Here is a 13890-nt window from a genome sequence, read left to right on the forward strand (position 1 = left end):
TGCGTATTTGCGTTCGTGGTTACGTGTCTATTTCACACCCAATGACTGACATCAATATCACGTTTATCACCCACGATACCGCACTAAACCCTCAGTTTAACACTTTGGCCAGTCAATTCAGGGGTTTTTCAAAAGACAATTAGGAGTTTTGTGATTTTGTTGTGGCCAACGCGCGTCGAACTCAAATTAAAGCGAACAACTAGTAAAATAGTAAATAGTGAAAAGCGGTTTTTATGAGACCCGACAATCGTTCGTCAAGATGGTCAGGCATAGACTGCACCAGAATATTTGAAGTGCCCTTTTGAACCGTCGCTCAGTCGACGTCTTTATCATTAACAGGAGAGACTATGTTCCCTGAGTATCGCGATCTGATTACCCGCCTAAAAAACAAAGATATGCGTTTCACCAGACTCTTTGAAAAGCACCATGAGCTGGATCACAAAATTCTGAATATGGAAGATGGCATCATCCCCGCTGCGCCAGAAGAAATCGAGCGACTGAAAAAAGAAAAGTTATTGCTCAAAGATCAAATCTGGGAAGTGTTAAAGCAACACGAAGCCCAAGAAAAAGGCTCAGAAGCTTAAACGCAAAAAAGGCACTCACTGAATATCTCGTTGAGTGCCTTTTTACTACAGATCATCGACTAAGTAATCAGTCTGACGATTCATTCAATTCAGACAAATAATTTAATTTACTTCGCAATATTGCCCGGGAAGCACAGCCCGCCCGTAATCTCAATGGTGGTGGCGTTCAAAGCTTCGTTCTCTGCACAATAAGCAATCATGTCAGCAATTTCTTCAGGCTTAATCAGACGATCCAAATGCACGTCTTTCAAAATAGCCTGTAAAGCATCTTGATTCATACCCATCAGAATTTGAGTTTCTGTATAACCGGGGGCGATTCCAACGCAACGAATATTGCGAATCTTGCGCAACAACAATTCACCCACGATGATTTTTGGGAAACGCTCAAGCGCAGCTTTTGCAGCTGAATAGTTCAGCTGTCCGACTTGACCAATTTTGTTCACTGACGAAATTGGTACCAACAGACCTGGCCAGCCGCCATCAGTCATGGCTGCAGCCGCTTCACGCAAAGTCAGAAATGAGCCTGTTAGGTTGACATCAATCACAGGCTGCCATTTGTCCATGCTCAGCTTTTTAGACACTTTACCGGTTTCACGATCACGGCTCAGCAATGTGCCGTCACGGATAATGCCGGCACAGGTCACGGCAATGTTTAACTGTCCAAATGTTTCAACTGTTTTTTCAACAAAAGCGATGGTTTCTTCTTCAGAGGTTACATCGGCAGTAATTGTGATGCATTCGCCATCGGCTGCTTCAATTTCAGACTGAACTTGTTTGAGCTGTTCCAAGTCACGGTCCACCAGCGCAATGCGCACGCCTCGGCTGGATAGGACTTTTGCGGTTGCTTTACCAATGCCGCTGGCTGCACCTGTAATTAGGGCCACACTATTTTCTAACTGCATGTGTTTTTCTTCCAAAATGATTTTATTAGCTGCACACCTGCAGCGCCGCAAAAAGTATACACACCACGAGCGTTGTGTGGAAAAACATCAGCTTTTATTCACAAAGTGCGCCAAGCCGCTATGCTCTTCAGAATCCAATCGATCTCAATCCAACACGCATAAATAAATCATGACGATACATTCAATCGAGACGCCCGCCCAAGCCAATCTGGCACTTGCACACGCATTGGCTCAAGCCCGATTCGACAACAAACAGCTCACCACCCTGTCGCCTGAATGGGATTTACGCAGTGAAGCACAGGCTATTCAAACCATGTTTGCTGTCGATAAGAGACTCAATTGGCCACGCTTAGGCTGGAAAATTGCCGCCACCAACCCTGCTCTACAAAAACAATTGCGCACAGAACACCCTGTCTTTGGTATTACATACCAGCGCGATCTGATGACAAGTCCAGCAACCGTGCCTTTTGAGACATTACTGGATCCTATTATTGAATGTGAGTTCGCGTTCAAACTCGCACAAGACTTACCTAGCCGATCGACAAAATACTCACCCAAAGAGGTTGTACAAGCTATTGAAGCGGTTTATCCCTGTATTGAGATTGCACAGTGTCGTTTTCATCACAAGCACCTGCCCTCACCTTGGCACATCATGGCGGACGGTTTTGCTGCTGGCCAGTATGTCATCGGTCAATCCATTCAAAACTGGCAAGATGTGTTAGAAAATGGCGTGACTGTGTCTTTATACAGAGATCAAAAGCTCGCTGCGCAAGGCCATTCAAATGATGTCATGGGCCATCCACTGAATCCAGTTGTCTGGCTGGCAAACCATTTATCCAAGCTGGGCAAGCAACTCAGCGCTGGTGACCTCATCAGCTCTGGATCTTGTAATATTCTGAGCCGTGGGCGTCCCAATGATGACTTAGAAGTCAGATATGAAGGCTTAGAAACACTGATCTTACGATTACCGGATTCAAGCAGCTAACAATTGATCTTTACAGGAAAAGTATCGGATAGATACACTCGAAGTACGAGATTGAAAGGTTAGATTAAAACCAAGACGGGCTCTTTGATAGAGCCCGTTAAACTCTAAATAATCGAATGATGTGATTATCTAGGCTTGTGCTGCGAGTTTTTTGTTTTTCCAGCGCTTGCGCACAATCGGCCAGATGACTGAAAGCACCAAAAGACCGAGCAGACTCAAAGTGATCGGGCGTCCCAGCAGGAATGAGAACTTCGCACCACTGATTTGCACACTACGCAAGAGCTCAGACTCTGCCATGCCTCCCAGCAACATTCCAATCACTGCAGCTGCGACTGAGTAATGGTATTTACGTAAAACCCAACCGATCGCCGAAAAAATCACCAAAGTAATGGGACCGACCATATCACCCGTAATGCCGTAGCTCCCAAAAGTGGCTAGCACAATGACCGAGGGCCCAAGCACACTGCGTGGGACACGCACGATCGAAGCCATCATCGGTAGCAGAAAAACTCCAACCACTAGTAACAGTAAAGCCTGTGCCAAGTTTGCAATGATAATGGCATAAATCACATCCGCGTGTTCGGCCATAAAGCGTGGTCCGCCGGTGACGTTGTGCACACTAAACGCAGCTAAAAGAATCGCAGTTCCCGCTCCGCCTGGAATCCCCAGTGCAAACAAACTGACCATACCACCGCCTTCTGAACTGCTGTTAGCAGATTCTGAAGCCGCCACACCCGCTGGATTCCCTTGCCCAAAAGAATCGGGATCTTGACTGCGTCGTTTTGCATCACCATAAGACACGAGGTTCGCCACAGAGGAACCAATCCCTGGAATCGCGCCAATTAATGTTCCAAACAAACTGCCGCGAATAATCAATCCAGGCATCTTCAAAGCTTGAAGTCCGCCGCGCATCACGGCACGAATATTGACTAATTTGAATTGTTTGTCTGCACCGGCGTCCTCTTTCGGGACTGAAAAAAGTTCAGAGGCCGCAAACATCCCGATCATGGCAGGAATAATGGCTACACCGTCAAGCAAATGAGGATTGTCAAACGTGCCTCGGATGACACCAGTTGCGCTCATTCCAATCGTACCAACGAGCAAACCCACTACACCAATCATCAGACTGCGCAGCATATAGTCACCACTGAGCGTGGCAATTAAGGTCATACCCCAGAGAATGACGACAAACATTTCTGTCGGCCCCAGTCCGAGCACGATCCCGGTCAGTGGCTGAATCAGCAACATTAGAATTAGGTATCCGATGAATGCACCGATACATGAAGCCACCAGAGAAATACCTAGTGCTTCGTTGTGTAAGCCTTTTTTGGTCATCGGATAACCATCAAAGGTTGTGGCTACAGCCGAAGACGTCCCTGGGATATTCATCAGAATGGCTGTAATGCCACCACCAAACATACCGCCCGTAAAAATGGCCGTCAGAAATAAAATGGCGGTTAAGAAATCTAATGTAAAGGTCAGTGGCAAAAAGATGGCCATCGCCATACTGGTCTGCATGCCTGGGATGACACCCATCACTAGGCCAATGATCAAACCGGGTATCACCAGCGACCATGGGTGCCAGGAATCGGTCAGCAGACTCAGACCATCAAAAATAGATGCGAAATCAAACATAGCGACGCCTTTCCTTTATAGAAACAGTGTATGCATGGGGTATGGCAGGATCCACTTAAAGATCAGTGTCGCCAATAACGCAAAAACTACTGAGAATCCGATCACCATGCCTGGGTGACGTTCACCATTCAAAATTAAAGCCACGATCATAAAAAGCACAGAGGCCAGATCCATGCCCAGAACCGGCATGAGTAACACATAGATGGCAAATAAAACCATCATAAGTAAAGGTCGTACGCGCTCGTAAAACGTCTCTTTGCTGGACTCGTCAGCCGATGTGGCTGACTCGCCAGAAGCCGCAGCCGCGCCCGATCGCAGCGCATCTCTAAAAATACTCAATAAAACCAATAAGCAAAGGATCAGGCCCAGAATCGATGCTGGCAGAATAAAAACGAGATTACCGAGCCTTTTGGAGGCATTGATCGTATCGGTTAGATAGAGCGCAATGCCAGCGCTTAAGGCAAGCACAACAATGACATGCCCCCAGTCCACACGTTTAAGCCAGTTCTTCTGTGTCATACCTGATCCTTTTTTACATTATTAAACGCTGATTTACTTCTCGATCAAATCTTTGTATTTCTTAATAATGTCGTAGTTGCGCTGAACCGTTTGCGTAATGGATTCAGGACCCACCCACTCAGCACCGATGTTGAGCTTTTGCAGCTGATCACGGAACTCTTGGTTTTGCAGAGCTTTCTCATAGGCTTGGGTCAGCTTGTCAAAGCGCTCTGGGTGCTTCTCTTTGAATTTGGCCGATGTGGCAATGCCACGAATCGAACCGTTCAAGAGTGGCAATTCAATGCCCATGGGTTTGAGTGCATCGTTGACAGCAGGAGCATCCCAGCTTTCGAGTGCTTCGTCACGCACAATCGCCAAAGGACGAATCATGTCACGAATCCCTTCACTGCCTTCTGCAGAAATAATGGTCAGATCGACTTGACCACCTGCAACGGCTGAGCGTGCTTGACCACCACTTTCATAGGTCACGACGTTTAAGTTTTCTGCGGGGATGCCAGCGGCTTCCAAGAGCAAATACGTCGTGATATGACCGGATGAGTTGGGCACGACACTGACGCTATGTTTGCCTGGATTGGCTTTAACGGACTCTAAGAATGAAGGGAGATCTTGAAATGGACGGTCTTTATGAATGGCAACTAAGTCGTAGTCGAACCACTGACCGTTCACAAATGCAAAATCATCAATGTCATAATTTGCACCGGTGTGAACGATGGTATTGGCCAAATAAGGGGAAATGGCGGTTGCCAAGATTGTGTGGCCATCATCGCCTTGAGCGAGCATTTGGGTGGCAGCCAATTGCCCCCCTGCACCCGGACGGTTGACAACTACGATTGGTTGACCCAATTCTGGGCTCATGTATTGGGACAGTAAACGGGCCATGCGGTCTGCACTACCACCCGTCCCAAAACCTACGATAAAGTTCACAGGCTGTGAGGGCCAGTTGTCAGCCGCCACGGCAGGGGCTTGCATCGCAAAAGCGGATGCGGCCACGGCACCGATTGCACCCCATTGGGTCAATCGCTTTAGTAATGATGTTTTCTGCATTGAAATCTCCTCGTGTGCAGGACTTCTTTGTGTGTGTCATAAAAACCAAATAACTGACTGAGTCGACATTGCTCAACCAAGCTTTTGTAAAGATAACATTTTCCGGAAAATAGTGATGATTTCAATTGCACAGACATCGGTGCAGAAGACTTTTAAATCTCCATTAACGCTCAATTGATCGAAGTGAGGCCTCACTTTTTATCTGATCACAATGCGTCCAATTGAAAATAAACAACGTTTTGATTCGGTTCACAAAATATTAGTACTTTATTCAAACGAACTGATATAAAATTGCGGCGCGTCATGTCATTACGCGGTTATAGCTTTCAACTGAAGTGCTATTTTCCAACAAGCTCAGATCGCTAAAACCAACTCAGACAACGTTGTCCGGATGACCTAGTATCCATCGTGATGCACATGCAATATCGAAAAAAAACGGTATTGCCCAAAAGGTCTGTCACCCGTTTTGTCCGTGTCCTCACAACAAACGGTCGGCATCGCAAACGCACCCACCCTTTTGATTCACTGTGATGCTGTGCTTTTTAAGCACGGGTATACGGTTTTGTTTGCAATCCATTCCGTTGCAAGCAAATGCCGGTATTTCTATTTGGAGAACACACATGCAAGGTTTGCACCTGACTGCTGATCTTTACGAATGCGCTGGCGATGCATCCCTCTTAACCGATGCGCATGCGCTTGCTGATCTGTGTCGGGAAAAAACGCTGGCCAGCGGCCTGACGCTCGTGGCAGAAAAATGGCACACGTTTCCTGATTATCAAGGCCAACCCGGTGGTGTCACGGGCATGCTGTTGCTGGCTGAATCACACCTTGCGGTCCACACTTGGCCTGAACGCAACGCCGTGACCCTAGACGTCTATGTGTGTAACTTTGAGTCAGACAACTCAGAAAAGCCTCTCTTTTTAGTCAACGCACTTGAAGCAGCTTTTAAACCTGCGCAAACGCAACACAACCGCCTCTGGCGTGGCGCAGCCGACGGCCCAGCTCCCGCTCATCTGTCGGTGATTAATGGTCACGACGATTTACTTCTCGAAGACATTAATCCCAGCAGCTTTTACGGATTTCGGTTTTCAAAGCGCTTACTCGAACTTCAGACAGATTTTCAGTATCTTGAACTGTACGATTCAGACGATTTGGGTAAAACCCTGCGCCTTGATGGTTGCTTGATGACTTCAGAAAAAGATGAGTTTTTCTATCACGAATCACTCATTCATCCCGCAGCCATGGCGCACCCTAAACCCAAACATGCTTTAATTCTTGGCGGTGGTGATGGCGGTGCACTCGAAGAGCTGTTAAAGCACCCATTGGAGTCTGTGACTTTGGTCGACCTGGATCAAGCCGTCATAGATGTTTCACGTGAACATCTACAAAACATCCATCGGGGTGCTTTTGACGATCCACGCGCACAAATACATGTCGCTGATGGTGCAAAATTCATTGAAGAAACAAATCAGAAATTTGATCTCATTTATCTAGATCTGACAGATCCTGAAACACCAGCTGGGCCTTTATATACGCAAGCATTTTTTCAAGCCTGCCGACGTGTTCTGAGCCCAGGCGGTGCGATTGTCTTGCATCTGGGCGCACCTTTTTATGAACCAGATCAGATTCGTCACATGTCGGGTACCTTGAAGTCAGTCTTTCAAAATGTGCATGCTTACGGATTGCACATTCCGCTGTATGGCGCCTACTGGGCGATGGCCGTTGTCAGTAACGAGTTAAATCCACTGGCCATTGATGCACAAACCGTCCAAGCTCGTCTGGATGAAAGGCAAGTGAGTGGCTTGCAGTACTACAACCGTGACGTCCACGGCGCCTTGTTTGCTTTGCCCACGTACTATCTGCAATTGGTCGACAACACATAAAAAACTAGTTTCAAAAATGCTCGATAGTCGCTGACGAATGTCTGACAGATCCAACACCCGGCTGTGTGTGAGTCCTCACACCACCGGGTGTTTTCAACAGCACTTCTAGGCCAAAGCGTACACTGCATTCAATTAACCGCTGCGATGTTGCGGCGATCAAAAAGGATGCCGGATGAACCAGACCCATCAGCCAGACGCACAGACTTCTCCTAAAGCAAACGTACAAAGCAAAATAGCAATATTTCACGCCTTACATGCACAGGGCTGTTTTGTGATGCCCAATGCCTGGGATGCTGGGAGTGCACGGCTTCTTGAAGCATTGGGGTTTCAGGCGATTGGCAGTTCAGGCGCGGGTCTTGCCTGGTCGTACGGACAAAGCGATGGAAACCTGAATTTGGCCGATGTGCTTCGCAATGCAGAGGAGCTCGCGCGCGCTGTGAATATTCCAGTCAATGTGGATTTTGAGAACGGATTTGCCGAGGACGAACGGACTTTAAGAAATCACATCAAGGCTTTAATTCAAACCGGCATCGCGGGTTTTTCATTGGAAGACTCATTGCATCCAGGACAATTGCCGTTACGCAGCCCTGATGAAGCAGCTAGACGCATTGAATGGGCCAGAAACGTCATTGAGCAAGCCGGCACCAAAACCTTGCTTGTGGGTCGTGCAGAAAACTTTTTTAGTGGCGATCCGAATTTGGACGATGTAATTTTGCGTCTGAAACACTATGCCAATGCGGGTGCTGACTGCGTGTATGCACCGGGCTTGCGCACGCGAGAGCAAATTCAAACCGTTGTTCAGGCCGTTGCCCCGACTCCCGTGAATGTTCTGATTGGATGGGAAACAGATCTGACAGTTCAAGATTTAAAAGATATGGGCGTTAGACGCATCAGTGTGGGTGGTGCATTGGCACGCGCTGCCTGGAAAGGCTTTTTGGAAGCAGCTCGAGAAATTGGCACACTGGGTTCGTTTGGTGGCTTTGCCAATACGCCGAGTGCTGCTGACTTGCATGCTTTGTTTGACAGTGTGAAGGTCGCTACAACAGACAACCTTCACACGGATGACAATCAATAAGCTTTGGTTAACCACCCAATTACTGTGACCATCGACTACTCACCACCGTTATCACGGTGGTGAAGTGATTGAATGACTTAGAGTGGTAAAAAGCGCTCAACGAGGCGACCAAACATGGCACTGCCATGCGGAATCACATCATCATTAAAGTTATAGCTGGCGTTGTGTAAACCCCAACCTTGTTCAATCCCACCTTGTCCTAAACGGAAATAAGCACCAGGACGCTCTTGCAACATGACAGAAAAGTCCTCTGAACCCATTGAAGGCGTGTAATTGGGAAAGACATTCTCTTCGCCAAACAATTCAGTCGCAACTTCGGCCACAAATTCGGCATACTCCGGCGTATTGACGGTCGCTGGAAACTTCTTCTCGTAATTGAGTGTGACATCCATGTCGAATGTTTCACCAATCCCTTTCAGAATACGCTCCATGCGCTCAATCACCAATGCTTGGATATCTTCACGGAAGGTGCGCACGGTACCACACAAACGCGCTTCGCCTGGAATGACGTTTTTACCTTGCAGGTTGCCTGACTGGATCGCCGCGACAGTAACGACTGCGGACTCCAGTGCCGAGACATTCCGAGACACAATGGTTTGCAATGCGAGAACCAAGTGGGATGCGGCTACCACGGGATCCTTGGTCTGATAAGGATGTGCACCATGACCGCCACGACCCACAATATGAATGTCGTACAAATCGACGGCTGCCATAATTGGACCAGGGCGCACCCCAATTTTGCAAGGGGTTAAATCCGGTGAATTATGCAACCCAAAAATAGCATCACAGGGGAAACGATCGAACAAGCCATCATCGATCATCGCTTGCGCACCGCCCTGACCTTCTTCTGCTGGCTGGAAAATCAGATGTACTGTGCCATTGAAACGCTTGGTTTGCGCCAAATAACGAGCTGCACCCAAGAGCATGGTCGTGTGACCATCATGTCCGCACGCGTGCATCACACCGTGTTTGGTCGATGCGTATGAATGATCACCTGTTTCTACAATGGGTAAAGCATCCATATCGGCGCGCAAACCAATGCTGCGACCGCTGGTGTTTTTTTCACCATGCAAGGTGCCCACCAAACCAGTTTTACCCACATTGCGGGTCACTTCATAACCCAGACGTTCGAGCTCCGCAGCCACCAGCGCAGAGGTACGGACTTCTTCAAAACCCAGCTCGGGATGGGCATGGATATCCTGACGAATCTTGGTCAGCTCGTCATGGTAGGTTTGAATGGTTTTTAGAATCGTATCGGCCATGCTTTCGCTCACTAAAAAAAGTTACAGAAAATTAATTATCAGACGTCGTTTGCTGCGCCATCTCGTCAAAGGATTCCAGCAATTGCGTCACATAAGCAGGTTTTTCACGCGCAGGGATCTCACGCACAGCTTGCTTTGATGAGGCTAAAATGTCTGGCCAGAAATGGCAGGCCGTTTGGTGATCTTGGCCATCGTCAAGCAGCTGGGGATCTTCGGTCTCACAACGTGGCTGTGCATAAGGACAGCGGGTATGAAACCGACAGCCTGAAGGAACGTTTAAAGGACTGGGTAGATCTGAGTCGGCATCGACATGTCCATGCGGGTCTTCAGGGTGTGATCGAGGCACAGATGACAACAGCATCTGTGTATAGGGATGGCGCGGTTGTGCAAATAAGGCCTCTTTGGTCGTCATTTCCACGATTCGGCCTAAATACATCACGGCCACCCGATCTGCAATGTGTTTCACCACTGACAGGTTGTGTGCAATGAACACATAGCTCAGACCCAAATTGCGTTGCAGATCAAGTAGTAAATTAATAATTTGCGCTTGTACGGATACGTCTAGTGACGACACGGGCTCATCACAGACGATCAACTTAGGTTCAACCGCCAAGGCTCTGGCAATCCCAATGCGTTGGCGTTGCCCACCTGAAAGTTGATGCGGATAACGTTGCGCATAACTATGCGGCAAGTTCACCAATGACAAAAGCTCATTCACGCGCGCTGCGCGTTGCTGTGCATTGCCGATCTTGTGAACTTGCAGAGGTTCTTGTAACAAAGCACCAATCGTCATGCGCGGATTCAATGAAGAAAATGGATCCTGAAAGACCATTTGTAGGTCTTTACGAATTGACAACATATTGGAGCGACTAATGTTAGACAACGTATGCCCAAGCACAGAAATCTCACCTGACGTTAAAGGATTTAATCCAACGATGAGGTTGGCAAGCGAGGATTTACCGCAACCGCTCTCCCCCACAACCGCCAAGGTCTCAGATGGATAGACGGTAAAGCTCACGCCATCGACTGCTTTTAATGTCAGCGTCTGTTTTTGACTCCAGCCACGCTTAACTTTAAAGTGACAGGCTGCGTCTTTGACCTCTAAAAATGGAGTTGCAGATTGTGCTGTTGCTTGCGAATGATTGGGGTTCATATTCACATTCGTCATGTTTATTCTCCCAACGGCGCTTGCCAGCAAGCGACACGATGGTGCTGGCCCAACATTTGCATGGGCGGTGCCTCAGCTTGGCACTGCGCCGTGGCCAGTGGGCAACGCGGATGAAACTGACAACCCGTCGGTCTGTTCGAAGGGTCAGGAATCTGTCCACCAATGGAAGGCAAACGTGCGCCACTCAGATCGAGTGTGGGTGAAGCCGCCAACAAACCCACTGAGTACGGGTGTTGAGGAGTTTGAAACAAGGTTTTGACACTCGCTTCTTCAACGATACGCCCTGAATACATCACCGCCACGCGGTGCGCGACTTCAGCCACCACACTTAAGTCGTGGGTGATAAACAAGACCGCAATCCCGGTGCTCTCATGTAAATCGCGTAATAAATCTAAAATCTGCGCCTGAATTGTCACATCCAGTGCGGTTGTGATTTCATCGGCAATCAGCAACTTGGGCTGACAGGCCAGCGCCATGGCAATCATGACGCGCTGACACATTCCACCTGACAACTTATACGGGTATTCATCAAAACGTCGACCCGGATCAGGAATGCCCACCCGACGCAACATTTCAATGGCACGCTCTTTGGCTTGTGCCGGTGTGTCGTTGGTATGGGTACGAATGAGCTCAACGATTTGATGACCCACGGTATAGGTTGGATGCAAAGATGTCATCGGCTCCTGAAACACCGTGGAAATGTCTTTACCACGTAAACCTCGTAAAGTTTGCGCAGAAGCTTTGAGTAAGTCTTGGCCTTCAAATAGAATTTCACCACTGACAATTCGGGCAGGTGGACTGGCCAAAAGCCGATTGATGTTCAGTGCCGTGACACTTTTACCCGATCCAGACTCACCCACCAAGGCCAGCGTTTCGCCACGATGAATATCAAAACTGACATCGTCGAGCACATTGACTTCACCCGAAGAAGTCATGAAATTGACGGTCAGATTCTTAACTTGCAGCAAGGGTTGAGCTGCAGAATCTTTTGTGGATGAATGAGAGGAATTAACGTAGCCGGTCATGCTTAGGATCCAGTTTGTCGCGTGTCCAGTCGGCAACCAAGTTGGCACAAAGCACCAGCAGCACCAATGCCAAACCTGGCATGATAGTTGACCACCAGTGACCACCTAATAGATATTGATACTCTTGAGCAATTCGCAAGCCTAGTGACGGCGTGCTCACTGACACACCCAGTCCCAGAAAGGACAAGGTCGCAGCAAGCTCAATTACGCGTGGAATATCCACAGAAATCTGCACCAAAATGGGGTTAAACACGTTGGGCAAAATGTGTCTGAACAAGATTCTTGAGTCTGAGCAGCCAATTGTTTTAGCGGCTTTGACATAGGTTTTAGAGGCTTCAGCCAACACACTGGCACGTGTGATTCGGGCATATTGCGCCCAGCCCACTACACCAATAATCAGAATCAACTTCCAGAGGCCTTGTCCAAAAATCGCCATCGCACCCAAGGCAATCATGACTGTGGGCAACGACAATTGAATGTCCACGCCACGCATCAAAATGGTTTCAAGTCGTCCACCCGAAAAGTAACCGGCCACCAGACCTGCTAGAACGCCTAACACCACACTGATTGTGACGGCCACAATACCCACCAGAATACTGATACGCAAACCGTACAAAATCGCAGAAAACACATCTCGGCCTAACGAGTCGGCTCCGAAGATAAATTCCCAGTCACCCCCTTCCATCCACACAGGCGGATTAAAGCGACTAAAAATGTCCTGCTCCAACGGGTCATGCGGTGCAATGACTGGGGCTAGTACTGCGGCAAGTACCAAGATCAGCAACAAGCCCAGTGAGAACCAAGGCAAACGGGCGCGACGTGGTGCGCGCACCTTCTTTTTAGGTGCATCGGCCATATCCGCTGCGTTCGATGTTGTTGTCGACACTTTAGCGTTCATTGCGCACCCTCGGATCGACAAGTCCGTACGCCAGATCCACCAGCGCATTAATGACGTTAAAAAGAATGGCCACGATCGCGATATATGACAAGATGATTGGGTAGTCCAAACGATACAGTGAGCTCAACGCCAAACTGTTCATACCTGGAATGGCAAAAATGGTTTCTGTCACCACGGCACCGGCCAGTAACTGACCAAACTGCAAACCGAAAACAGTGACAAATGGAATTAATGCGGTGCGTAAAGCATGTTTGAGCACCACCACGCGCTCATTTAGCCCTTTGGCACGCGCAGTCCGCACGTAATCCGAATCCAGCACATCCAGTAAGCTTGCGCGGATCATGCGCGTAAAGAGCGCAATCCTGAAAAAGGCCAACGTAAAGGCCGGCAAGATGTAATGAGAAAACGATCCAATCCCTGATGAGGGGAGCCATTTGAGTTCCACACTAAATAGAAAGATCAGCAAGATCCCTAAAAAGAACGTCGGAACCGATGAACCCAATACCGATAGCCAGCGCAGTACATGATCCAGTGGCGAATTTACGTAGACTGCGGCGAATACCCCGAACGGGATACTAAAGCCCACCGCAATCACCACGGACAACAGCACCAGTTTTAAAGTCACCGGGAACCGTTCGGCAACCATCGGGAATGCGGACGTCTTACTGTAGTAAGACACGCCCAGATCCCCTTTGGTCAAGCCCTGCAAAAACCGTCCGTACTGGACGTGCAATGGTTGATCCAAACCGAGGTGCGACCGCATCGCTTCACGGTCGATTTGATTCATCTCGGGAGGTGCCAATACATCAATTGGATCACCACTGAGGTGGATCAACCCAAAAATCAGCGTCAGAACAATCCAGATGCTAATAACAGCTGAGATGATCCTTCTCAGAGCAAGTGCCCACAT

At 48.4% G+C, this 13890-nt stretch carries 13 protein-coding genes; 4 read left to right on the plus strand and 9 right to left on the minus strand.

The genetic code is table 11. The annotated features are described in order from the left end of the window. Positions 1-347 precede the first annotated feature (347 nt). Positions 348-584, plus strand: a complete 237-nt coding sequence (locus ACOI06_RS00985; protein ID WP_420660571.1) for a YdcH family protein — start codon at positions 348-350, stop codon at positions 582-584. Positions 585-691: 107 nt separating this feature from the next. Here the strand turns inward: ACOI06_RS00985 and ACOI06_RS00990 are convergent, their stop codons facing one another. Further along, positions 692-1486, minus strand: coding sequence for an SDR family NAD(P)-dependent oxidoreductase (locus tag ACOI06_RS00990; RefSeq protein ID WP_420660572.1), 795 nt, complete (start codon positions 1484-1486; stop codon positions 692-694). 169 nt (positions 1487-1655) lie between these two features. Here ACOI06_RS00990 and ACOI06_RS00995 point away from each other — a divergent pair, with 169 nt between their 5' ends. After that, a complete protein-coding gene (locus tag ACOI06_RS00995; protein ID WP_420660573.1) occupies positions 1656-2471 on the plus strand; it encodes a 2-keto-4-pentenoate hydratase in 816 nt (271 codons plus the stop codon). Positions 2472-2600: 129 nt separating this feature from the next. Here the strand turns inward: ACOI06_RS00995 and ACOI06_RS01000 are convergent, their stop codons facing one another. From ACOI06_RS01000 to ACOI06_RS01010, 3 genes are read right to left on the minus strand one after another with little or no spacing between them, the layout of a single operon-like run. After that, on the minus strand, positions 2601-4106 hold the full coding sequence (locus ACOI06_RS01000) for a tripartite tricarboxylate transporter permease (protein ID WP_420660574.1): 1506 nt from the start codon (positions 4104-4106) through the stop codon (positions 2601-2603). A gap of 15 nt (positions 4107-4121) precedes the next feature. Then, a complete protein-coding gene (locus tag ACOI06_RS01005) occupies positions 4122-4625 on the minus strand; it encodes a tripartite tricarboxylate transporter TctB family protein (protein WP_420660575.1) in 504 nt (167 codons plus the stop codon). 33 nt (positions 4626-4658) lie between these two features. Beyond that, a complete protein-coding gene (locus ACOI06_RS01010) occupies positions 4659-5669 on the minus strand; it encodes a Bug family tripartite tricarboxylate transporter substrate binding protein (RefSeq protein ID WP_420660576.1) in 1011 nt (336 codons plus the stop codon). A gap of 620 nt (positions 5670-6289) precedes the next feature. Here ACOI06_RS01010 and speE point away from each other — a divergent pair. Both speE and ACOI06_RS01020 read left to right on the plus strand, forming a co-directional pair. Continuing rightward, positions 6290-7552, plus strand: a complete 1263-nt coding sequence (gene speE / locus ACOI06_RS01015; RefSeq protein WP_420660577.1) for a polyamine aminopropyltransferase — start codon at positions 6290-6292, stop codon at positions 7550-7552. Between the two features lie 172 nt (positions 7553-7724). Then, positions 7725-8627: an isocitrate lyase/PEP mutase family protein gene (locus ACOI06_RS01020; protein ID WP_420660578.1), complete on the plus strand. Its 903-nt coding sequence runs from the start codon at positions 7725-7727 to the stop codon at positions 8625-8627. A 77-nt stretch (positions 8628-8704) separates the two neighbouring features. Here the strand turns inward: ACOI06_RS01020 and ACOI06_RS01025 are convergent, their stop codons facing one another. The 5 genes from ACOI06_RS01025 to ACOI06_RS01045 are packed head-to-tail and all read right to left on the minus strand — an operon-like array spanning position 8705 to position 13890. After that, positions 8705-9889 carry a M20 aminoacylase family protein gene (locus ACOI06_RS01025; protein ID WP_420660579.1) on the minus strand — a complete coding sequence of 395 codons (1185 nt, stop codon included), beginning with the start codon at positions 9887-9889 and terminating at the stop codon, positions 8705-8707. Positions 9890-9920: 31 nt separating this feature from the next. Next, complete coding sequence (locus ACOI06_RS01030) at positions 9921-11057, minus strand: ABC transporter ATP-binding protein (RefSeq protein ID WP_420660580.1); 1137 nt, start codon at positions 11055-11057, stop codon at positions 9921-9923. Between the two features lie 2 nt (positions 11058-11059). Further along, positions 11060-12082 (minus strand): ABC transporter ATP-binding protein, encoded by a 1023-nt coding sequence (locus ACOI06_RS01035; RefSeq protein WP_420660581.1) that lies wholly within the window; start codon positions 12080-12082, stop codon positions 11060-11062. Beyond that, positions 12066-12968, minus strand: coding sequence for an ABC transporter permease (locus ACOI06_RS01040; RefSeq protein WP_420660582.1), 903 nt, complete (start codon positions 12966-12968; stop codon positions 12066-12068). Before ACOI06_RS01040 ends, ACOI06_RS01035 begins: the two co-directional genes overlap by 17 nt. 1 nt (position 12969) lies before the next feature. Further along, the gene (locus ACOI06_RS01045; RefSeq protein ID WP_420660584.1) at positions 12970-13890 is read right to left on the minus strand and encodes an ABC transporter permease; all 921 of its coding nucleotides are present in this window, start codon (positions 13888-13890) and stop codon (positions 12970-12972) included.

The organism is Orrella sp. 11846, assembly GCF_048820935.1.
Classification (GTDB): Bacteria; Pseudomonadota; Gammaproteobacteria; order Burkholderiales; family Burkholderiaceae_B; genus Algicoccus.

Bases quoted from the DNA above. Each gene is read 5' to 3' on its own strand.
- ACOI06_RS00985 (WP_420660571.1), top strand. From the start codon at position 348: ATGTTCCCTGAGTATCGCGATCTGATTACCCGCCTAAAAAACAAAGAT.
- ACOI06_RS00990 (WP_420660572.1), bottom strand. From the start codon at position 1,486: ATGCAGTTAGAAAATAGTGTGGCCCTAATTACAGGTGCAGCCAGCGGC.
- ACOI06_RS00995 (WP_420660573.1), top strand. From the start codon at position 1,656: ATGACGATACATTCAATCGAGACGCCCGCCCAAGCCAATCTGGCACTT.
- ACOI06_RS01000 (WP_420660574.1), bottom strand. From the start codon at position 4,106: ATGTTTGATTTCGCATCTATTTTTGATGGTCTGAGTCTGCTGACCGAT.
- ACOI06_RS01005 (WP_420660575.1), bottom strand. From the start codon at position 4,625: ATGACACAGAAGAACTGGCTTAAACGTGTGGACTGGGGGCATGTCATT.
- ACOI06_RS01010 (WP_420660576.1), bottom strand. From the start codon at position 5,669: ATGCAGAAAACATCATTACTAAAGCGATTGACCCAATGGGGTGCAATC.
- speE (WP_420660577.1), top strand. From the start codon at position 6,290: ATGCAAGGTTTGCACCTGACTGCTGATCTTTACGAATGCGCTGGCGAT.
- ACOI06_RS01020 (WP_420660578.1), top strand. From the start codon at position 7,725: ATGAACCAGACCCATCAGCCAGACGCACAGACTTCTCCTAAAGCAAAC.
- ACOI06_RS01025 (WP_420660579.1), bottom strand. From the start codon at position 9,889: ATGGCCGATACGATTCTAAAAACCATTCAAACCTACCATGACGAGCTG.
- ACOI06_RS01030 (WP_420660580.1), bottom strand. From the start codon at position 11,057: ATGACGAATGTGAATATGAACCCCAATCATTCGCAAGCAACAGCACAA.
- ACOI06_RS01035 (WP_420660581.1), bottom strand. From the start codon at position 12,082: ATGACCGGCTACGTTAATTCCTCTCATTCATCCACAAAAGATTCTGCA.
- ACOI06_RS01045 (WP_420660584.1), bottom strand. From the start codon at position 13,890: ATGTGGGCACTTGCTCTGAGAAGGATCATCTCAGCTGTTATTAGCATC.